Below are 19,719 nucleotides of genomic sequence, written 5' to 3' on the forward strand. Positions count from 1 at the left end.
TGCCCTTGAAAATTGGTTAGAATTGGACCTGAATTTTAGATTTTAAGCATTCTGCCTTGATTCATTTGACGCAAATGAAGATAAAAAGATCAGGCTATTTTTAGGCAATTCAAAAACTAGGAGGGATTCCTTAAAAATCACATTATCATCATAAACACATTTAAAATAAAAGGATTGTAAATTATGGAGGATGAACAACGGTACCGGGATTATCTAGAAAAACTAATATCCAGGAGGCAAGAACTCGAAATACAATTTGATGATTTTATTATCAAAAATGGTCGCCAGCTTCATGATAAAATGCGGTATTTTGATACACGAAATGAAGGATTTCAAGAGTTTGAGCAGGAATTTGGTTTTAAAGTTATAGCCGGTTTGGGCTTGAGTCCTATTTATTTGAGTTGCGCCTATAGTGATTATGTGCTGCAATTTACAAGACTTCATAAGTTTTATAGTAATCTGATTGGGCTTTATCCTATCGATATGGAATAAAAACAGTTGAAAAAATTACACTTGTAATTTCCTGTTTTTGTGAATTAAAACAGGTTAAGAGGTTTAGATAAATCCCATACAGACATTTGGAGAAGCATCATACCATAATGATCAGTCATAAACTAAGTTAATTAGGGGTTAACATAGGCTGCTATAATCTTATCTCCCGGCTTATTTGAATTACCAAACGGGACAGCAAAGCGCTGAATATACAACAATGTTATTTTCCTGATCTTTAGAAGCGACCCAATTTAACAGAGGTATGCTCTAACCGACCGAAATTATTAGCATAATTTGATCTAATATCCCAATCTTATTATCGTTCGGGTATTGATGCTGCCCTCTCATAAACTCGATATTAACTTAAACACAATTGCGGTTTGAGTGTCAACTCAAACCGCAATAGAGATTATACCTGATTAGAGTTGTGTTTTTTTAAGACTTCGTTTTTGTTTTCTATTCTTGAGGAACTCCGCCAGCTGTAATTTCTAATTTACCCCAAAAATGCCATGTCTTCCTCTGAGAGTGCAATGTTAAAGGCTTCACTGTTTTCTTTAAAATGACTCAATTTCGAAGTTCCGGGAATGGGTAAAATCAAATCATTGTAATGCAACAACCACGCTAAATTGAGTTGTGCTGCTGTAGTGTTGTATTTCTTCGCAACTTCGGCTATTTTATTTTCCGTGTTGGGTAAAGAGCTTTGAAGTGAGAAGAAAGGAATCATTGGAATCCTATTTTCATTACAGATTTCCATTACCTCCTGCATCCCCCTTACTTCTTGACCGTACACGGAAAAGGTGGTACGTTGTTCATAACCAAAAGCATTTTCCACACTTGCAATACTCCCCATATTAAGAGCTGTATTCAATTCTTCTTCATTTACATTACTCAATCCTACGTGTAAAATTTTACCCTCCTTTTGTATTTCGAACATCGTGTTCAGAGACTCTTCAAAAGGCGTAACGCTATCAGGCATTACCCGAAAATGCACCAATTGCATTTGCTCTATTTTTAAGGTCTTTAGGTTGGTATCAATACTGGTTCTTAAATTTTCCGGTTTATCGAAAGCTCTCCAGCTTTTATCAGCACCTCTATCAGCACCAACCTTGGTACATATGACCAAATCGTTCTTATAAGGATGCAGTGCTTCTGCAATCAGTCGGTTGGTCACATCCGCTCCATAATAATCAGCAGTATCCAGAAATTGAATACCATTTTCGGAAGTTGCTTTTAATATTTCTAAGGCTTCTACTCTATTTTCGGGTTCTCCCCACACGTGTTCTCCGGTAAGTCGCATCGTTCCATAACCCAAACGCTTTACAGTTAAGGGGTTTTTAGTATCTGCACCAATAGTAATTGTTTTCTTGATTTTCATCTTCGCTAGTTTTTAAAGTACAAAGTTGCTTGAATGAAAAATGAAATCGTTTACCATTTGGTAAAAAGCGATTTTAATGGATGTTTTTCCGTATTCTACTTAGGGATTGTTGGGTAATACCAAGGTAAGAAGCAACATAAGATAGCGGCACCTGATTGACCATATTAGGAAATTTCTCTAAAAATGTTATGTAACGCGTTGTAGCATCTTCTGTTACCAATGAACTTCTTCGGTCTAATTTTTCTACTAAAGCTTGTTGAACTATTTTGCTGGTCATGCTGTCCCAACTATCAATTGTTTGTGAAAGCTCGTTCCAGTCTTTCTTGTGAAATACCAAAAGTTTACAATCGGTAACAGCCTGAATATACTCAGTCATCGGTTCTCCTTTGTATGGGTTTGCAAGAAAACGGTTTTCGTGAAGAAAATACTTTGTAATCTCTTCACCCTTGTTATTGTAATAACAGATACGTAAAATACCGTGTAAAATAAAAGCTACCTGGTCAAATAGTTGTCCTGCTTCTATGAAATAAGCGTCTTTTTTAAGTTCTAATGGGTTGGTTTTGCTTTTAACAAGATCGAGTTGTTTTGAGTTCAAATTCCCAAATTGCAGTAAAAAAGTTTCAAGTTCATTCATACTACCAAATTAGTATAGTTGATTATTAAAAAAATTACAATTAGGTAAAATGTATTTTCAATTACACAATCCTTGCACAAGGCCTCTACCACAATTTATTTGTAAACGCCAAAAACGGAGCAGGAATGCTCGACTTGTTTTTTTTAGATTAAATCAGCCCTGGAAGAAGCGCATAAATTAATCCTAACAAACATAAACTATTAATTCATCAATGGTTTGAGACTAGAGAACGGCTTAATCCCGAGGCTTCGGTAGGTTTAAATGGTATCGCTTTATAAGAATTAGAGTCTTGTGAATCGATTACCATTTGCGTGTAGTTTTATTTAAGTTTTGATAGAATTATTTTCTTTTGCTTTAAAGTGTTCCTCACTGCTTTCTCTTTAATCTTTGGGTCAGCACTATTTATTAGGTCAAAATATTCCGCAGGAACCACTTGCCAAGATAAGCCATACTTGTCTTTACACCATCCACAAGAACTTTCTTCTCCCCCATTGACAGTAAGTGCTTCCCAATAATAATCTGTTTCGGCTTGATCTTTTGTATTAATTACAAAGGAAACTGACTCATTAAATTTTTGAAATGGCCCTGCTGCCAAAATGCTAAATTCCATACCTGCCATTTCAATAATCGCTGTTTCAAAGTTTCCGCCTCCAGCTTCTGGTGGGTTTTGGTATTTGTGATGTTCTTTTAGTTTGCCATCTTTAAAAATAGAAAGATAATAGTTAGCAACTGTTTTAGCGTCTGTTGTTTCGACCCAGATTGAAGGTGTTATTTTTTGATTAATCATAATTTCACAATTTTCAATTGAATTATTTTAGCTACAAAATTTTTACTTGAAATATCTTTATTTACTTTTCGATTTGAATGTTTACAAGATATTTTCAGGAAAGCAAAGGTTGCTGCAAAACGTATTAAATCTATACATCTCCAGTTAAAATCAATATACTTTTGAAGTCTATAAGGTCACTACGTTTTTTCAAATTTCCAACAACATAAGAATTACACAACCGGTTGAATTCCCTCTTTATAGTATCGCTAACTATATGCATATCTCCACAAAAGTTTAGGCCCATCAAATCCTTCGTTGCTTCCATCCTTTCAAATGAAACTAGGTCCCTCAAAAGACCTGAGATTTTATACCTGTTACTCCCTTAATCAAGTCTGTTTTGGTCCTTACTAAAAGAGCAGTTTACGCGCAAGCACCCTCCAAGTGCTATTAAGTGCAGCTACACTCTTATCCCACTCTACCCCGGTTTTTTTTGTTGAACAGGGTTTAAAACGGGTTTTATAAATTGACAAATTAGATTGATCCCAAAATTATACTCCCGTTAACCAGGAAATACAAAACGTGAAAGCTCCTACAGCATTATTGATCAGGAAAGAATATCTACACGAATTACTGATAAACCAGGACTTCTGTTGGTTTTTCGGTTCATGTATCAGATTCAACCGAGCTCCCGTAATCACGTAGTGCGCTATCGCTCAAGGCTGTCTATTCAAGGGTACACGAGCTTTTTAATTTTCCATTTTTGACATATCCGTAAACATCAGTTCCCATTGATGTCCGTCTAAATCAGCGAATGTGTCATAGTACATCCATCCAAGGTCAGCAGGTTCCTTGTAACTGGTCCCACCATTTTCTATTGCCAGTTTAACGAGTTCAAGCACTTTGTCCTTGCTCTCAACTTGAATAGCAATCAATACTTGAGTTGTTGATTGATCTGCAATCGGTCTGTCTGTGAATGTTGAGAATTTGTCTTTTTTTAAGAGCATCGCATAAATTGTCCCCGCGTTCAATTCCAGGGCTAATGTGTTTTCATCACAAAAGTCTTCATTAAACTGAAACCCAAGTTTTGTCCAAAAAGCTCTTGTTTTTTCTATGTCAGTCACAGGTAAGTTGACATAAATGGTTTGTACTTTCATAATAGTTCGTTAGTGTTTATTGATTTCCTATTTTAGCTTGCCTGCCCTGGTATATATACGAGATATGTAATGTCTATGCACGGAACTTTACCGATAATAACTGCTTTGGAAAATGCTCGAGGATTATTAGAAGCAGGCGATTACGAATCATTAAACTTTCGGTTAAGCACAACCTTTGATACGATGCACAATTCCTGTCTTTAGTACTATTACGCCTATTCTTTAAGTTCATTCTTACCTGCGGGCTCTATTCTTTTAATTGTTTTAACCGGTTAATTGCATTTTGATTTTCAGGGTTTAATTTCAAAGACTTTTTGTAATTCAAAATTGCGTTTTGGTAGTCCTCATTATGAAAATATGCTTCTGCTAAACTATCGGATAGATTTGCTGATGTTGGATATATGTATAAAGCCAAAATTAAGAAATTAACTCCTTGTTCTAACTGTTTAAAATTAAGAATTATTATACTTCTAAACAGTTCGGTTTTAGGGGAAGCTTACAGTAAATGTTGCTGTTGAGCAATTCGGAAAAATGGACGTTATTGTAAATAATGCAGGTGTCGCCCGACTTAGTCGTATAGACGAATTAGACATTGACGCTTGGGATGAAATGATTAACAGCAACATCAAAGGAACATAGTACGGAATAGCAGCCGCAATTCCTGTTTTTAAGCAACAACAATCGGGTCACATCATCAATATCATTTCGACTTCGGGAATAAAAATTGTTCCAACACAAGGCGTTTATGCAGGTACAAAAAATGCCATCCGCACTATTTCGGAAGCGTTTCGGCAGGAATCGGACGGAAGCATACGAATAACAAGTATTTCGCCCGGATATATCAAAACGGATTTTGCAGTAAAAAGTGTAAATACTAAAGAGAAGAAAGATGCCGCATCTAAAGCGGTTGAAGCAATAGCGATAAGTCCCGAAACTATTGCAAATGCAGTAATATACGCAATCAGTCAGCCAAAAGATGTTGAAATTGGCGACATTGTTATTCGTCCGTCGAAACAAAATTGATTAGATTAGTTTACGAAAGAATGCAACACCAATCGAACATAAATCACATTAAAAGCATATCGCAATTGCTGCGGGAATTGGGACTTCCTGCACCTTTGCACCCAATGATTGAATTGGTTGATTACAATAATGTGACGGCTGAAATGCTTCCGAAAGGACAAAAAATCAGTATGGACTTTTACAAAATTTCCTTTAAGCTTACTTTTAAAGGGAAAACAAAATACGGGCAAGGATATTACGATTTTGAAGAAGGCGGATTGGCATTTTTAAAACCCAAACAAATTGTTGTCTCACCTGAAAATATAGAAAATTATGAAGGTTTTGCCTTGTATTTTCATTCTGATTTAATCCAAAATCATCCATTAGGAAACACTATAAATCAATATGGTTTTTTCTCTTACGATGTTTTAGAAGCCTTGTTTTTATCAGCAAAAGAAAAGGAAACTATATCCAATCTATTTGCTTCAATAGCCAACGAACTGAATAATAATATTGACAGCTTCAGCAAGGATGTTTTGGTGTCTCAAATAGAATTGTTATTGAATTATAGCAATAGGTTTTACAACAGACAATTCCTTACAAGAAAAGCAATCAATCACGATATTATAACCTCTTTAGACAAACTTTTAGACATTTATTTTGAAGGAGAAGAAAGCTTTAAAAACGGATTGCCGTCCGTGAAATATATCAGCACGGAATTAAAACTATCGCGACGTTATTTGAGTGATATGTTGCATTCACTGACGGGACTAAACACACAACAATACATTCAGAACGCTATCATAGAAAAAGCAAAAGAAAAATTATCTACAACAAATCTTTCCGTATCAGAAATTGCTTACAAATTAGGCTTTGAACATTCACAATCGTTCAGCAAACTTTTCAAAAAGAAAATGGATATTTCGCCTTTGGAGTTTAGACGGTCATTTAATTAAAAACGTAACGGGCGGAAACAAAAGCCCAGCACCCACCAAAGATCTGAGTTAAAAATCAAATCATTTTAGCTCAATTTTGAAATAAAACCTTCATTTTTAACAATTAGTCTACGCACTTATGGGATTTAAAAGCGACTTTAAATACCTAAAATTCAAATACTTTTGTAGTAAAAATCTTTAAATGACCTTTGGTCAATTCTTTTCCTATTTCAAAATGGAAGTGATCATTTTTTCATACTAAGATATCCTGATGATCAAACGCTTGACTTTCAATATAAATTGAAGCTGTTTGTATAGCTACGTCCACCCAAATTAAAGATCCGAGTTCGGGCAAATAACTCCAGGGCTTCATATGTGCTATGTTTAGTAAAAACCAACAAAATTAGCTGAAAGACTTATTTTTTCAAGTTTTGCTGTGAAATGCTTTTTTCAATTTCAATTGCAAATAAGCCCTAATCTCTATTTTATATTGCTCCTTTTTACCTAATTTGTCTCAGCTATGTATAAAGAACCAACATGACCGGACAACGCTACGCACATATTTTAAAAGGAACCGCAATTGGACTTTGGGAATGGAATATCCTTACCAAAGAGGTGATCTTTAGTGAAGAATGGGCTAAAGTTCTTGGCTACACAGCAGATGAGATTACGCATACTGAAACGCTTTGGGAAGACCTGTGCCATCCTGAGGATTATCAAAAATCTCAACAATTGCTTGAAATGCACCTTCAGGGGGAAAGTTCATTTTATGAGAGCGAAGTGCGTATGCGACATAAAGATGGGCGTTATATCTGGGTTAAAGATCAGGGGAAAGTAGTAAGCTGGAAAGACGGTAATCCCGAATGGATGACCGGTTTTCATAAGGAAACGACTCTGGCAAAAATTGATGCTGAAATCAAACGCACTTTTATTGATCAGGCTCCGGGTGCCATTGCCATGTTTGATACTCAACTCAACTATCTGGCTGCCTCCAAACAATGGATAATTGATTATAACCTACCGGAAGACATTGAGGGCCAAAATCACTACGATCTCTTTGATATCCCCGAGCGCTGGAAGGAAATTCACAAAAAATGTCTTGCCGGTGAAACCCATCAGGCAGAAGAAGACGAGTTCTTTGACCGTACCGGAAATCCATTTTACCTCAGGTGGCAGGTAAAACCCTGGTATCGCAATGGTGAAGTTGGGGGACTGCTGATGCAAACCTCCAACCTGACCACTTTTAAGAAGCTGCAGATAGAGCGTCTGAGACAGAGTCGTTTTCAGGAAACCGTTTTCAATGCCATAGATGTAGGTATTGTTGCCTGCAATGAAAAAAAGGAATTGACCTATTTTAATAATACCAGTCGCGAATGGCATGGATTGCCGTCTGAACCTGTGCCTGCATCTCAGCTTTCTAAATATTACAGCTTGTATCAGGCAAATGCCAAAACGCTGCTACCTGAAAAGGATATTCCTCTTTTAAAAGTTTTAGAGGGTCGGCAATTGGGTGATAATGAAATTATCGTAATAAAAACTTCTGATCGGGATAGATACGTGAGGGTAACCGGCAATCAACTTTTTGACGAAAAGAATAATTTGATTGGTGCTGTGGTGGCCATGCACGATATATCAGGAATTATTAAATCAAATAAGGAGAAAATTATAAGCGAGACCATCTTTAAATCGAGCTTTGAGAACGCTCCTATTGGGATGGCACTGGTTTCACCTGAAGGTAAATGGCTTCAAATTAATCATCGCATTTCAGAAATATTAGGCTATACCAAAGAAGAACTAGTCGCTTTGAAACTTCAGGACATTGTTCATCCGGATGATTTTGAGCCTGATTCGATTTTACTCGATAAGCTACTTCAAAACAAAAAAGTTAATCATCAGGTAGAAAGACGTTATTTTCACAAAAATGGAAGTCTGGTAATGGGAATTCTTTCAGTAAGTATTGTACAGGACGAACAGGATACCCCTTTGTTTTTGATCAAACAGATAACAGATATTACTAAGCAACGGCAATCTGAAGAAGACTTAAACAGGGTTTTAAAATTGACCAAAAATCAAAATGAACGCCTAAAGAATTTTTCACACATTGTTTCTCATAATCTCAGGTCGCATTCGGGTAACTTAAGTATGCTGGTCTCTTTTCTTAAAGAAGAACTGAAAGGAGGACAAGGAGAACTCATCGCGATGTTGGACTCTGCCTCAAGTCAGCTTGCTGAAACTATAGATCATTTAAATGAGGTAACCGAACTTCAAATCAACGATGACGCTGAATTAAAGCCCGTAAGGCTGAAAGACTATATTAAATTTACAGAAAATACTCTGGCTGCCCTCATAAAGGAAACAAAAGTGAATGTCATTGATAATACCCAACCCGGAATAATCATACATGCTATTCCTGCGTATCTGGAAAGTATATTGCTTAACTTCACCACAAACGCCATTAAGTACAGATCTCCTGACAGAGCCTCTTACATACGATTTACAACGAAAAAGGTAAATGGCGAAATCCTTTTGTCTATTGAAGATAACGGTTTGGGAATAGATCTTAATAAGTACGGTGATAAATTGTTTGGCATGTATAATACTTTTCACAGTCATAAAGATGCCAGAGGCATTGGCCTTTTTATAACAAAAAATCAAATTGAAGCCATGGGCGGTCATATAAAAGTTAGCAGTACTGTAGGAAAAGGTACTACTTTCGATATACTTTTTCCTTATGAATAAAAAATTTAAAACAGTTTGCATCATAGATGATGATCCCATCTTTGTTTTTGGCGCTACGCGTCTTATGAAGCAATATGATTTTAGTGAGTCTATTGTTGTCTACACCAACGGCAGGGAGGCATTAGATCATTTGAAACCGCTTATGGAGTCTAAAAATTTAGACACGATTCCAGATTTGATCTTTCTGGATTTAAATATGCCGGTATTGGACGGTTGGGGTTTTCTGGATGAGTTCACCAAAATTGACCCTCCAAAAATCATGAAAGTTTATATCGTTACCTCTTCAATTAGCAACTTTGATAAGCAAAAAGCTAAAGAATATGCCGAGGCGGTGAAAGAATACGTTATCAAACCTATCACTCCGGTAAGGCTTAAGGAAATTATTAAAAACAACTAGTTTAATAAGCTATAGGGGTCTTAATAATTGCTATTGGCTAAATCTGGATATTGGTTATCTAAATATAGAATTCTCGCACAGACAGGAAATTCTTAAATCCTGTCTTTTTTAGGTCGACTTTCATACACTCTGATGCTCTATCCCAGGCTTTGAGTAGGCTTTGACTGGGAGTTGGGTCGCATTTACCTTGATTTTGGCTGATTTCAAGACAAAACCCTATTGTAGTTTACCCACAAATTTCTGTTGCTTTCCAATTAGAATTAGCTGAAATTATTTAGTTTTCCGGCGTTTCCTCCTCCAAATAATGTATCCTGTACTAAGCAATGCCGCTTTTAGAATAACAATTAAAATTAAGTCATACTATTCATTACGCTTTATTGGTAGGTTATCATTAGTGCTCATCAAAAAATCGTAAACCAACCATCAAAATGGTCACCGCATTTATTAAGCGAATAACCAAAGCTTTTATTTTCTAAGAATAAAATGCTACATAAATCATATTCTGAACGATTAGTACCCTATAATTTCATCGTGAGCAACCTCTATAGCGAATTCATAATCCGCAATATTGTTAGTTAAATTATGGCTGGAAAAATAAAAATATTCATATCAACTCTTTTGCTGATGCTACTAGCATCCAGTTCTTTTGCGCAAGAATTTGTCTGGACTTCCACAACTGAACAAAGCCCTTGGAAACAATCAAAAGTTATACTATCAAAAGTCCCCTTCATAGCCCCTGTTTTGACCTTTGCCGGGAATGAGCCTATTGTAACTTTTAAAGCCTGGGGAACCTGTTTTAACGAACTAGGCTGGGATGCAATACAACTGGTACCTAAAGAACAACAAGACGCGATCTTCGAAAAACTCTTTTCGGCTAATGGAGATCTGCGTTTTACTATGGGTAGATTCTCTATGAATGCAAATGACTATGCACGGGATTGGTATAGTAGTGATGAAGTAGCCGGTGATTTTGAACTCAAATATTTCAACATCGAAAGGGATAAAACAACGTTAATTCCTTATATAAAAACCTCACAAAAGTACAATCCAGACTTAAAATTCTGGATTTCTCCCTGGTCGCCACCATCATGGATGAAGATAAACAACTATTATTCGGTAGTGAGTAACAAGGAATATAATAATCTTGACCCCCGGCTTGATTATTTATTGTTTGAGGGAACGAATCAAGTCAACGAAGACCTTTTTCCGAAAAGGCTCGCGGTAAACGACTACTTCATTCAAGACCCCAGATATCTAAAAACCTATGCCAACTATTTTTCAAAATTTATAGACGCATATAAAAATGAAGGTATCCAGATAAACATGGTGATGTTTCAGAATGAAGCATGGAGCTATACCCCATATCCTGGTTGCGCCTGGACCCCAGAGGGTATCGTTCTCTTCAATACAGAATATCTGGCCCCGGTAATCAATCAGGAACATCCCGATGTAGATATATATCTTGGGACAATAAATACCAATCGGTTTGATGTTATCGATGAAGTACTCAGCGACCCTCTAATGTCTCAAAGTATCAAGGGACTTAGCTTTCAATGGGAAGGTGGGCAAATATTGCCCGAACTACGTGAAAAATATCCTAATTATAAATATGTTCAAACCGAAAGTGAATGTGGCTGGGGTGCTTTTGACTGGAGTGCTGCAGAACATACTTTTCAACTGATCAATCATTATTTAGGTAATGGATGCGAAGAATATACGTTTCGGAACGCCATTTTAGCCGATAATGGTGTTAGTGGATGGGGATGGAAACAAAATGCATTGATTCAGGTTGATTCTAAAAACAATACAGTTACATATACCCCTGAACACTATACCGTTAAGCATTATACGCATTTTATAAGTCCGGGTAGCAAAATTATAGCAAGTACTAATGATCAATCAAAAAAGAATCCTGTTATGATTGCCAAGAATCCTGAGGGTAAATTAATCGTACTGGCTGGAAATTTTAGTGATACCATTCAAGACCTTTCTGTAAAACTGGATAAAAACTACTTAAATGTCCAGCTAGCCGCACATTCATTAAATACATTTGAGATGAAATGAGATAATGATAAGTATCCCGCAAAACATAAATATTGCGCAATCACAACTGCATGTAGTTGATTATAGAATAGGTTTAATTACAAATTTTCAATTACCTACATTTATATTAAGTTTTCCTCTCATTTGGATTTTTTTTAAAGTTAAAACCAGAATACCCTCTAAAAATGAAAACACTCCTTCCTCTATTTTTCTTTAATTTATTTACACTGCTGGCGGCTTCTGCCGGATCTTCTGTTGAAATTACAGATTTGATGGTTGAATACCAATCTGAAGCATTAGGCATAGATATTCAAAAACCCCGTTTCAGCTGGAAAATGTATGATCCAAACCACTCACGTGGCCAGAAACAGACCGCTTACAGAATACAGGTTTGGGATGAAGACGGAGTAGCCATTTGGGATTCCGGAAAAGTGAATTCTGAAGTTTCTTTAAACATCGTATATGCGGGAAAGCCGCTTCAGCCCGAAAAGCATTATGACTGGCAAGTAGAAGTCTGGGATACTACTGATGCAAGCTACACTTCAAAGTCCTGGTTTGAAACCGCTCTTCTGAGCTCATCCATTGCATCCTGGGAAGGTGCTAAATGGATAGGCGCCGGTGATACCATGGTCTTCTACCCCGACTACCTGCCGGTTTTTAAACTTAGCTACAAGATCAAAACCAAGAGTAGAGCGGCGTTTGTCTATGGTGCAGATGATCCACGATTGATGAACCCGTATAAAAACCTGTACCAGATAAAAAGTGACCCAGGGGAATCTTACATCGCCATCGAGCTTGATATTACCCCAATTTCCAAGGGTAAAAATGCCGTGCTGCGTGTTTTCAGAGCGGGCTATCATCCCGATGACAATCCTGAAATACCTTTTAAAGTATTTGAAATACCCCAAAAACTTATCAATAAATCTAACTTTCTGGACGCACATGCGCTTTTTTTAAGCTCAAATCTGGGCATTACGCAAATTTTCATAAAATCTGAATCTTCAGAGAATAAGATCGCAGATTTCACCATCAACCCATTAGGCGCAGGAGGTGATTTTATCGCATTTCCGGTTGTAGGAAGTATCGGTTTTAAGGTCCCTAAGAAAACAGACGCATCATTTTCCGATTTAACAATCTCTCATTTTCGCAGCCCGTCAAACCCTATTTTTTCTGAAAGTGTAAACGAATTGAATTTTCGGGATACCTTTTCTGAAACACCGGGGTTAAAGTTAAAAAACGGAACATTTTCTATAAAAGCAGGCAAGGAAGGTTTTTTTAATGTGGCAAAGCCAAAAGGTTCTGCTATGCCTATGCTGCGCACCACATTTCCCACTAAAAAAAGCACAGTCAAAAAAGCAAGATTATACGCGACGGCTAGAGGTGTTTATGACGTTTATCTCAATGGAAAACGGGTAAATGAGGCCTATTTTAACCCGGGTTCGTCCCAATATAACAAAACACATTTTTACCAAACCTTCGATGTTACCTCCCTTATAAGCTCTGGTGAAAATGCCCTCGGTGCAATTCTTGGAGAAGGCTGGTGGAGCGGCGCAGCCACCTTTAGTGGGGAAAACTGGAATTTCTTTGGAGACCGTCAATCCTTTTTGGCAAAACTGGTCATAACCTATGAAGATGGTTCTACAGAAACTATTGTGACCAAACCGGATACCTGGCAGTATTATGACCAGGGTCCATTACGTTATGGAAGTTTTTTTCAGGGAGAGGTGTACAATGCCCTCGAACAACAGGCTATTGAAGGTTGGAGTACACCTGACTTTAACCCTAAAGACTGGAAGAAAGCTAAAGAACAAAAACTGTCATCTCAATCCGGTCCGGTATGGGAAAATGAAGATTATGCCCTCCTGAGTCAATTGGAAGACCCCGTTAAAAAACTCACAGAGCTTCAGGCTATAGGTGTGGAAGAAATAAGACCCGGTGTTTTTATTTATGATATGAGCCAAAATATGGTAGGTGTACCTCACATTAACCTACCCGAGATGAATCCCGGCAAGACCATTATGTTGAGATATGCCGAAGTAAAATATCCTGATCTTCCCGAATATAAAGGAATGATAGGGATGTTGATGTTAGAAAACATCAGGGCGGCTATGGCTCAGGATATTTATATCACAAAAGGCCAGAATGATTTAATTGCCCCAAGGTTTACCTTTCATGGCTTTCGTTATCTCGAAATAACAGGTCTGGACAAGCCTTTACCTTTAGAAAAAGTAAAAGCTACGGTATTGAGTTCTATAGACGCTCTGGACTCTTATTATGAAACGTCTAACCCTAAGGTTAACAAGCTGTGGGAAAACATCACCTGGTCGACGTATGGCAATTTCCTTTCCTTACCTACAGACTGTCCGCAGCGTAATGAACGTTTAGGCTGGAGCGGTGATATTTCGGTTTTTGCTAAAACTGCATCTTATCTTTCAAATATGCCTCAATTTTTACGCAAGCATATGTTTGCGATGCGGGATGTTCAGGATCAAAACGGGAGATTTCCTGATGTTGCCCCTACAGGTTACGGATTTGGTGGGCTTTTATGGGGAAGTGCAGGTATAACGGTAGCCTGGGAAAGCTACCTGCAATATCACGATTTGCGCCTGCTTGAAGAGCACTACGACGCAATGAAAAATTACATCCGTTTTGTACAGAAAAACTACATCGATCCCCAGTCCAATCTTATTGTGCAAAACAGGGCATGGTCTGATCTGGGTGATTGGTTGGCGCCGGAACAAAGCAAAAATGATAAATCCTTACTTTGGGAAGCGTACTTTCTTTATGACCTAAGTCTTATGCAAAAAATAGCAGCAGTTTTGGACAAGGAAGAAGATCAGCAAGGTTTTAATCAGTTATATAACGAGCGCTTTAACCTGTTTAATGCTGTTTATATTGATCCCGGTTCAAAAGAAACCATACACTCCTCTTTTACCGGAAAAGAAGGTACAGTTATCAATACACAGACCTCGTATGTACTTCCCCTTTCATTCAATACCGTTAAGGAGTCCTATAAATCAGACTTTATCGCAAACTTTGTCAAAAGTATTCAAAATGAAAGCCTTACTGATGAGGGAAAAACAGCTCCCCCGTTTTCATTAATGACAGGCTTTATAGGTACTGCCTGGGTTAACGATGCATTGTCTGACGCAGGTCATACCGATATGGCTTATACGCTTTTACAGCAGACCAGTTATCCATCCTGGCTCTACCCTGTAGAACAAGGCGCTACTACCATTTGGGAACGTTTAAATTCGTACACCAAAGAGGATGGTTTTGGCGGTAATAATCGCATGAATTCATTTAATCACTATTCATTTGGTGCTGTTGGTGCGTGGATGTACACCCACTCACTGGGAATACAACGGGATGAAGAGCATCCGGGCTTCCAGCATTTTATACTACAACCTAAGCCAGATCCTACAGGGCAGATGACTTATGCCAAAGGCTTTTATAATTCTATGTACGGAAAGATTGAAAGTGATTGGGCCCATAGTGATAAGGGAACCAAATACGCGTTCACTATCCCTGCAAATACCTCTGCGACCTTCAAGATCAAAGGGAATAAAGATAGTGTTCATTTTTCTGATAAAACCGGAGTGACCTATATCGGAAATACTTCAGGAAACGAAGTCTACGAGCTAGGCAGCGGAAGCTATGAAGTTTTGGTTACTGACAACTAGAGAAAGGCTATTTTAAAAAGCAGATTATCCCCTTTTAATTGAAATGATTGAAAAATCCTTTATGTTAATGTCTGATTGACTACTGCTTAACCTATATTTGTTGTATCCCTATACAAATAATAATGTCAGAAAAATTAAAAGCACTCGCAGATTACGAGCTATACCTTATTAGTGCTTTAGCTCACGGAGCCAAAGTTTCAGATTTACCTGCTATTCTTGGCTATTTTGGATTTAGTGCCCACTCGATGGGAAGTATTGAGAAAAAGCTTAAAGCGATGCGCAAAAGCCAAGGCTGCGCAACAAACATGCAACTGGTTTATGTGTTACGAAAACAGATAATCCAGGTTGACATAGCAAAAGCGCTGAGTTAAGGCGGCATTCAAATTTATTTTACTACTTCATATCTGTACCGGAAATCCTGCGTACACTTTTCTGTATGGGAAGTATTTACGGGATAACTGGTTTTGTAGATCCCAATTGCTTAAGACTTATTTTAAATCTTCTTAAGCCTGTTGGAATCGCAGGTTTCTAGTGTGTTTATTAAACTTCTCTAGCCTAATTGGAGGTTTTTAGGGTATTGCATACCACTAAAACAAAAGCAATAACGGCAATTACCACGGCACTCAGAAATATCAGGGTTTGATTAGATTTCAAATCAAAACCGGCCAAATCAAAATTAAAAACAGTGAGAAGCATCGCCACTATAATTAATATAAGTATCAGATTTCTAATCATAGTTCAGGATTTAGGCAGTTTCATATTTTCAATTCGTATCAAAATTCATTTTGAAAGTTGGTCAGGTGTTGCTATGGTTCTAAAGCCGGTATGATCTGAAGAGGAATCCAGAGTTTGTCCCATTCGGGCAGAAATGCGGTAACTGGCGCAATACGATTTGTCACATAAGAATGAGCCTCCTTTTATAACCTTTTCTTGTTGGTATGGATTTTCAGGGTTATAAGATTGGGCGGGACCTTGTGGATTGAGCGTTTCATTACCGGCCAGACTCTCGTAATAATTTACAGAAAACCAGTCCTGAGTAAGTTCCCATACATTTCCGGCCATATCGTAAATTCCCAGTGAGTTGGGTTCAAACGAAGCTACAGGAGCCACATACGAGAAGCCATCTTCTGCGAGATTGGTATTGGGGAAATTTCCCTGCCAGGTATTGGCTTTTTGAGTCAGTTGAGACTCATCGTCGCCCCAGGTATAGACCCCGCCGTGCATTTTTCCGTGGGCTGCAGCCTCCCATTGAGCTTCGGTAGGCAGTTTGCGATTGGCCCACTCACAATAGGCCAGAGCATCTTCATAAGCAATGTGCACCACAGGATAATTGTCTTTTCCTTCAATAGTAGACTGCGGTCCCTGAGGATGTCGCCAGTTCGCTCCCGTTTTCCATTCCCACCATTGCGCATAATTTCTTAAATCGGTAATATCTTCCGCTTTGCGGTTAAAAATGAGTGATCCGGGTTGCAAAATGCTATCTGCGGGCTTTGGTGTTCCCGGCGGTAAATCCTTTTTCATTTCTTCCCAATCTATAAGACGTTCTGCTACGGTTACGTAACCGGTTTCGGCAGTAAATTGCCTGAATTGAGCATTGGTTACTTCGGTCTTATCTATAAAAAAACCATCTACAGCAACCGGATGTGCCGGTTTCTCACGAGGCAAAGCAAGCTCGTCTCCAGTACCGGCTCCCTGCGTAAACCGAATCCCCGAAATCCAAACCATGCCTTCGGGAGTGGGTATCGAATCGGGCTGCTCCACAACTAGCTCATGCCCCACTTTCTGTGGAGTTTCTGAAATTTCTTCTGAGGTGTTAGCATCTTTACGCTCATTCTTGCACGAAAAACATACCAGAATAACACAGATTAAAACGCTTTGAACAAGTCTGTTTTTATTGAAAAGCATAGTATGCGTTTAGGTTTTAGGTATTTAAAAAATAGGATGTATTGCACACCCAGGATAAAAACAATGCAAGAATTTACAGCCGAAATGTACAAATGACAAATCTAGTCAAAAAGGTTTTTTTGCTGTACGCACTATGTTCAACAAGATAAAAGCCCTTAATTTACTTCTGTTTTAAATGAAAACACGCCGTGAGCATTTTATACAGCTCAGGATGCTGAACCCGCATTCGGTTAGGTTGCTCAAAAAAATACTCAGACGCCACTGCAAAAAATTCAGCTTCATTAGTGCCTCCATAACTTCGTATATCAGACTGATCGGCGTTAATTTCTTCCATCTCTTTGTGAATGCGTTTTAACCAGGGCACAACATAGCTATGTTCTATTAAACGCTCGGGAATTCCATCTGTAACCCCATCAACCTTATCGATAAGATGTACAAACTCGTGAATTCCCGTATTTTGCATATCGCGTTTGCGGTCAAAACCCTCGTGCAGGGCTTTTCGGGATAAAATCATCTGATGTTCAAAGCGACCTGTCCCAATCATACCGGCTATAAAACGCTCTTTGTGATCGGCGTCAAAATCCAAATCTTCATTAAAATGATCGGGATAAATCAACACGGTGCTTAGATTGGTATAATGCCATTCACTAAATGCAAATACCGGTATAACGGCACTGGCAGCAACCAAAACGGTATCCAGCCCATCCGGCTCAAAATCAACACCTTCAATATAGGTTTCACTCAAAAAAGTCATCACGCGTTGTTGAAAACGCTTTTGTTCGGTCTCAGACAGTTGTTTATAAAAATGTACATGTTCAAGTAGAAGTTGATGCCAATTTGCAGGAATAGCTTCTTTTTTTCGGGATCGTGTGCGGGTAAAAGCGTAAATCACGAAAACAATTAAAACAAGAGCGATAGGTAAGGCAATACTCATACGTAAGGAAAAAAGACAAGTTTAGTGATTTATCTAACTAAATCGGGATTTTATTACTAGCTATTCGGTTTTCAAAAAACTAAATAAATGATCATAAAGCTTTTATTGACTGAATTAACCCACACATTGAGAAAATAAATTCTTCAAAATCGGGTTTTTGACTGTAATTTTAAGAATTCAGTACCTAAGTTTAATATCGCCGCAAATGAAATCTATTCGGTTTATAAATCAGATTCTGATAAACTTTTGTCTTTTGTTAGTTGGCTTGAATCCCTTGATTGCCCAGAACAATTCCACTCAAAAACCGAATATACTGCTGTTATGCATAGACGATTTAAGGCCTGAGCTCAATGGTTTTGGTAAAGATTATATACACAGTCCCCATATAGATAATCTGGCCAAAGGCGGTGTGATGTTCACCCGGCATTATGTAAACGCTCCCAGTTGCGGTCCGTCAAGGTATACGCTCCTCACAGGTAAGTACGGACCTTCAACAAACGACGCTTTGTTTAAACGTGCTGCTCAACTAAAGGATGAAAATCCTGAGGTCTCCAGTATGCCCGGCTTTTTTAAAAGCCAGGGTTACACTACTATTGCAATAGGTAAGGTCTCCCATCATCCCGGCGGTTTGGGAGGACCGGACTGGAACGATCCAGCTCAGGTAGAGATGCCCGGAGCATGGAGCCGGCAATTGATTCCTACGGGAGAATGGCAGCATCCCCGAGGAATTATGCACGGACTTGCACATGGTGAAATACGTGAAAAGGCTTCAGAAATGGACGTTTACCAGTCTGCCACAGGAAATGATAGTATTTATCCCGATGGTCTTATCGCTTCAGAAGCGGTTACTCAACTGAAAAACCTTAAAAATCAAAAGGAACCCTTTTTTATGGCGGTAGGACTTTTGAAACCCCATTTGCCTTTTGGTGCTCCAAAAAAATACTACGATTTAAACGCAGATGCCAACCTGCCTCATGTGAAAAATCCACAGAAACCGGAAGGCAGAACAACCTGGCACGAGTTCAGCGAATTTAGGCAATACAATCTTTGGGGAAAAGATCCTGTGACAGACCCAAGCTTTGCAACCGAAGTACGTAAACATTACGCCGCATGTGTAAGTTATGCAGATGCCCAGGTTGGCAAAATTCTGGAAGCGCTCAAAGAATCTGGTCTTGACCAGAACACCATAGTTGTGCTTTGGGGAGATCACGGCTGGCATTTAGGCGAACATGGTGTTTGGGGAAAACATACGCTTTTTGAGGAGGCCTTACATTCCCCACTAATTGTAAAATATCCGGGTGTTCTAGCAGCCGGGATCAAAACGGAAGCCCTTGTCGAAAGTATTGACCTCTTCCCTACCCTTTGCCAACTCACTAATCTGAGCATTCCACAATTTGCTCAGGGTCATTCTTTTTATTCCATCTTAAGTAAACCGAAGAAGAAAGGTCATCCTGCGATTGCCTATTTCAACGGAAACTTAAGCCTGCGCACAGAGGAGTATCGCCTTATCATTCACAAAGATGGTTTTAAAGAATTGTACGCTATGAATTCACCTGAAGAAGAATCTAAAAATAGAGCTGCTGATAAGCCCGAAACCGTTGAAAAAATGACCGGTATGATCAAAAAGCGAATGAAAGATCTAAATCCTGATTACTAA

General features: G+C 38.3%; 16 protein-coding genes and 1 pseudogene. 9 read left to right on the forward strand and 8 right to left on the reverse strand.

Annotated elements, in window-relative coordinates; genetic code table 11:
* Nucleotides 1-183: 183 nt before the first annotated feature.
* Entirely contained in the window at nucleotides 184-492 is a 309-nt protein-coding gene (locus LLW17_RS10060) for a hypothetical protein (RefSeq protein WP_228230129.1), read from the forward strand.
* Between the two features lie 493 nt (nucleotides 493-985).
* Here LLW17_RS10060 and LLW17_RS10065 read toward each other — a convergent pair whose 3' ends face one another.
* The 5 genes from LLW17_RS10065 to LLW17_RS10085 all read right to left on the reverse strand — a co-directional run bounded on the left by LLW17_RS10065 (nucleotide 986) and on the right by LLW17_RS10085 (nucleotide 4,839).
* Nucleotides 986-1,867: an aldo/keto reductase gene (locus LLW17_RS10065; protein ID WP_228230130.1), complete on the reverse strand. Its 882-nt coding sequence runs from the start codon at nucleotides 1,865-1,867 to the stop codon at nucleotides 986-988.
* A 73-nt stretch (nucleotides 1,868-1,940) separates the two neighbouring features.
* A complete protein-coding gene (locus tag LLW17_RS10070; protein WP_228230131.1) occupies nucleotides 1,941-2,501 on the reverse strand; it encodes a Crp/Fnr family transcriptional regulator in 561 nt (186 codons plus the stop codon).
* Nucleotides 2,502-2,820: 319 nt separating this feature from the next.
* The gene (locus tag LLW17_RS10075) at nucleotides 2,821-3,288 is read right to left on the reverse strand and encodes a VOC family protein (RefSeq protein ID WP_228230132.1); all 468 of its coding nucleotides are present in this window, start codon (nucleotides 3,286-3,288) and stop codon (nucleotides 2,821-2,823) included.
* A 728-nt stretch (nucleotides 3,289-4,016) separates the two neighbouring features.
* Complete coding sequence (locus LLW17_RS10080; RefSeq protein WP_228230133.1) at nucleotides 4,017-4,424, reverse strand: VOC family protein; 408 nt, start codon at nucleotides 4,422-4,424, stop codon at nucleotides 4,017-4,019.
* A gap of 247 nt (nucleotides 4,425-4,671) precedes the next feature.
* The gene (locus LLW17_RS10085) at nucleotides 4,672-4,839 is read right to left on the reverse strand and encodes a tetratricopeptide repeat protein (RefSeq protein WP_228230134.1); all 168 of its coding nucleotides are present in this window, start codon (nucleotides 4,837-4,839) and stop codon (nucleotides 4,672-4,674) included.
* Between the two features lie 95 nt (nucleotides 4,840-4,934).
* Here LLW17_RS10085 and LLW17_RS10090 point away from each other — a divergent pair.
* From LLW17_RS10090 to LLW17_RS10120, 7 genes and pseudogenes are all read left to right on the forward strand, one after another.
* Nucleotides 4,935-5,447 (forward strand): annotated as a pseudogene (locus LLW17_RS10090) (SDR family oxidoreductase); the annotation flags it as partial.
* 20 nt (nucleotides 5,448-5,467) lie between these two features.
* On the forward strand, nucleotides 5,468-6,382 hold the full coding sequence (locus LLW17_RS10095; RefSeq protein WP_228230135.1) for a helix-turn-helix domain-containing protein: 915 nt from the start codon (nucleotides 5,468-5,470) through the stop codon (nucleotides 6,380-6,382).
* 516 nt (nucleotides 6,383-6,898) lie between these two features.
* Complete coding sequence (locus tag LLW17_RS10100) at nucleotides 6,899-9,100, forward strand: PAS domain S-box protein (protein WP_228230136.1); 2,202 nt, start codon at nucleotides 6,899-6,901, stop codon at nucleotides 9,098-9,100.
* The gene (locus LLW17_RS10105) at nucleotides 9,093-9,497 is read left to right on the forward strand and encodes a response regulator (RefSeq protein WP_228230137.1); all 405 of its coding nucleotides are present in this window, start codon (nucleotides 9,093-9,095) and stop codon (nucleotides 9,495-9,497) included. Before LLW17_RS10100 ends, LLW17_RS10105 begins: the two co-directional genes overlap by 8 nt.
* Nucleotides 9,498-10,121: 624 nt before the next feature.
* A complete protein-coding gene (locus tag LLW17_RS10110; RefSeq protein WP_228230138.1) occupies nucleotides 10,122-11,561 on the forward strand; it encodes a glycoside hydrolase family 30 protein in 1,440 nt (479 codons plus the stop codon).
* 164 nt (nucleotides 11,562-11,725) lie between these two features.
* Nucleotides 11,726-15,223: an alpha-L-rhamnosidase gene (locus tag LLW17_RS10115; RefSeq protein ID WP_228230139.1), complete on the forward strand. Its 3,498-nt coding sequence runs from the start codon at nucleotides 11,726-11,728 to the stop codon at nucleotides 15,221-15,223.
* Between the two features lie 122 nt (nucleotides 15,224-15,345).
* Nucleotides 15,346-15,594 (forward strand): hypothetical protein, encoded by a 249-nt coding sequence (locus LLW17_RS10120; RefSeq protein WP_228230140.1) that lies wholly within the window; start codon nucleotides 15,346-15,348, stop codon nucleotides 15,592-15,594.
* A 184-nt stretch (nucleotides 15,595-15,778) separates the two neighbouring features.
* Here the strand turns inward: LLW17_RS10120 and LLW17_RS10125 are convergent, their stop codons facing one another.
* From LLW17_RS10125 to LLW17_RS10135, 3 genes are all read right to left on the reverse strand, one after another.
* Complete coding sequence (locus LLW17_RS10125; RefSeq protein WP_228230141.1) at nucleotides 15,779-15,958, reverse strand: hypothetical protein; 180 nt, start codon at nucleotides 15,956-15,958, stop codon at nucleotides 15,779-15,781.
* Between the two features lie 45 nt (nucleotides 15,959-16,003).
* The gene (locus LLW17_RS10130; RefSeq protein WP_228230142.1) at nucleotides 16,004-17,128 is read right to left on the reverse strand and encodes a formylglycine-generating enzyme family protein; all 1,125 of its coding nucleotides are present in this window, start codon (nucleotides 17,126-17,128) and stop codon (nucleotides 16,004-16,006) included.
* A 160-nt stretch (nucleotides 17,129-17,288) separates the two neighbouring features.
* Complete coding sequence (locus LLW17_RS10135; RefSeq protein WP_228230143.1) at nucleotides 17,289-18,062, reverse strand: M90 family metallopeptidase; 774 nt, start codon at nucleotides 18,060-18,062, stop codon at nucleotides 17,289-17,291.
* Between the two features lie 253 nt (nucleotides 18,063-18,315).
* On the opposite strand from LLW17_RS10135, the gene LLW17_RS10140 reads away from it, so the two are divergent.
* Complete coding sequence (locus LLW17_RS10140) at nucleotides 18,316-19,719, forward strand: sulfatase (RefSeq protein ID WP_228230144.1); 1,404 nt, start codon at nucleotides 18,316-18,318, stop codon at nucleotides 19,717-19,719.

The sequence above is a fragment of the Leeuwenhoekiella parthenopeia genome (genome assembly GCF_020782115.1).
In the GTDB taxonomy this organism is placed as follows: domain Bacteria; phylum Bacteroidota; class Bacteroidia; order Flavobacteriales; family Flavobacteriaceae; genus Leeuwenhoekiella; species Leeuwenhoekiella parthenopeia.

What these genes read in the sequence shown, in the direction of transcription:
- LLW17_RS10105 (WP_228230137.1), top strand. Translation starts at nt 9,093, where the DNA reads ATGAATAAAAAATTTAAAACAGTTTGCATCATAGATGATGATCCCATC.
- LLW17_RS10130 (WP_228230142.1), bottom strand. Translation starts at nt 17,128, where the DNA reads ATGCTTTTCAATAAAAACAGACTTGTTCAAAGCGTTTTAATCTGTGTT.
- LLW17_RS10115 (WP_228230139.1), top strand. Translation starts at nt 11,726, where the DNA reads ATGAAAACACTCCTTCCTCTATTTTTCTTTAATTTATTTACACTGCTG.
- LLW17_RS10070 (WP_228230131.1), bottom strand. Translation starts at nt 2,501, where the DNA reads ATGAATGAACTTGAAACTTTTTTACTGCAATTTGGGAATTTGAACTCA.
- LLW17_RS10120 (WP_228230140.1), top strand. Translation starts at nt 15,346, where the DNA reads ATGTCAGAAAAATTAAAAGCACTCGCAGATTACGAGCTATACCTTATT.
- LLW17_RS10135 (WP_228230143.1), bottom strand. Translation starts at nt 18,062, where the DNA reads ATGAGTATTGCCTTACCTATCGCTCTTGTTTTAATTGTTTTCGTGATT.
- LLW17_RS10060 (WP_228230129.1), top strand. Translation starts at nt 184, where the DNA reads ATGGAGGATGAACAACGGTACCGGGATTATCTAGAAAAACTAATATCC.
- LLW17_RS10080 (WP_228230133.1), bottom strand. Translation starts at nt 4,424, where the DNA reads ATGAAAGTACAAACCATTTATGTCAACTTACCTGTGACTGACATAGAA.
- LLW17_RS10075 (WP_228230132.1), bottom strand. Translation starts at nt 3,288, where the DNA reads ATGATTAATCAAAAAATAACACCTTCAATCTGGGTCGAAACAACAGAC.
- LLW17_RS10100 (WP_228230136.1), top strand. Translation starts at nt 6,899, where the DNA reads ATGACCGGACAACGCTACGCACATATTTTAAAAGGAACCGCAATTGGA.
- LLW17_RS10065 (WP_228230130.1), bottom strand. Translation starts at nt 1,867, where the DNA reads ATGAAAATCAAGAAAACAATTACTATTGGTGCAGATACTAAAAACCCC.
- LLW17_RS10110 (WP_228230138.1), top strand. Translation starts at nt 10,122, where the DNA reads ATGCTACTAGCATCCAGTTCTTTTGCGCAAGAATTTGTCTGGACTTCC.
- LLW17_RS10125 (WP_228230141.1), bottom strand. Translation starts at nt 15,958, where the DNA reads ATGATTAGAAATCTGATACTTATATTAATTATAGTGGCGATGCTTCTC.
- LLW17_RS10095 (WP_228230135.1), top strand. Translation starts at nt 5,468, where the DNA reads ATGCAACACCAATCGAACATAAATCACATTAAAAGCATATCGCAATTG.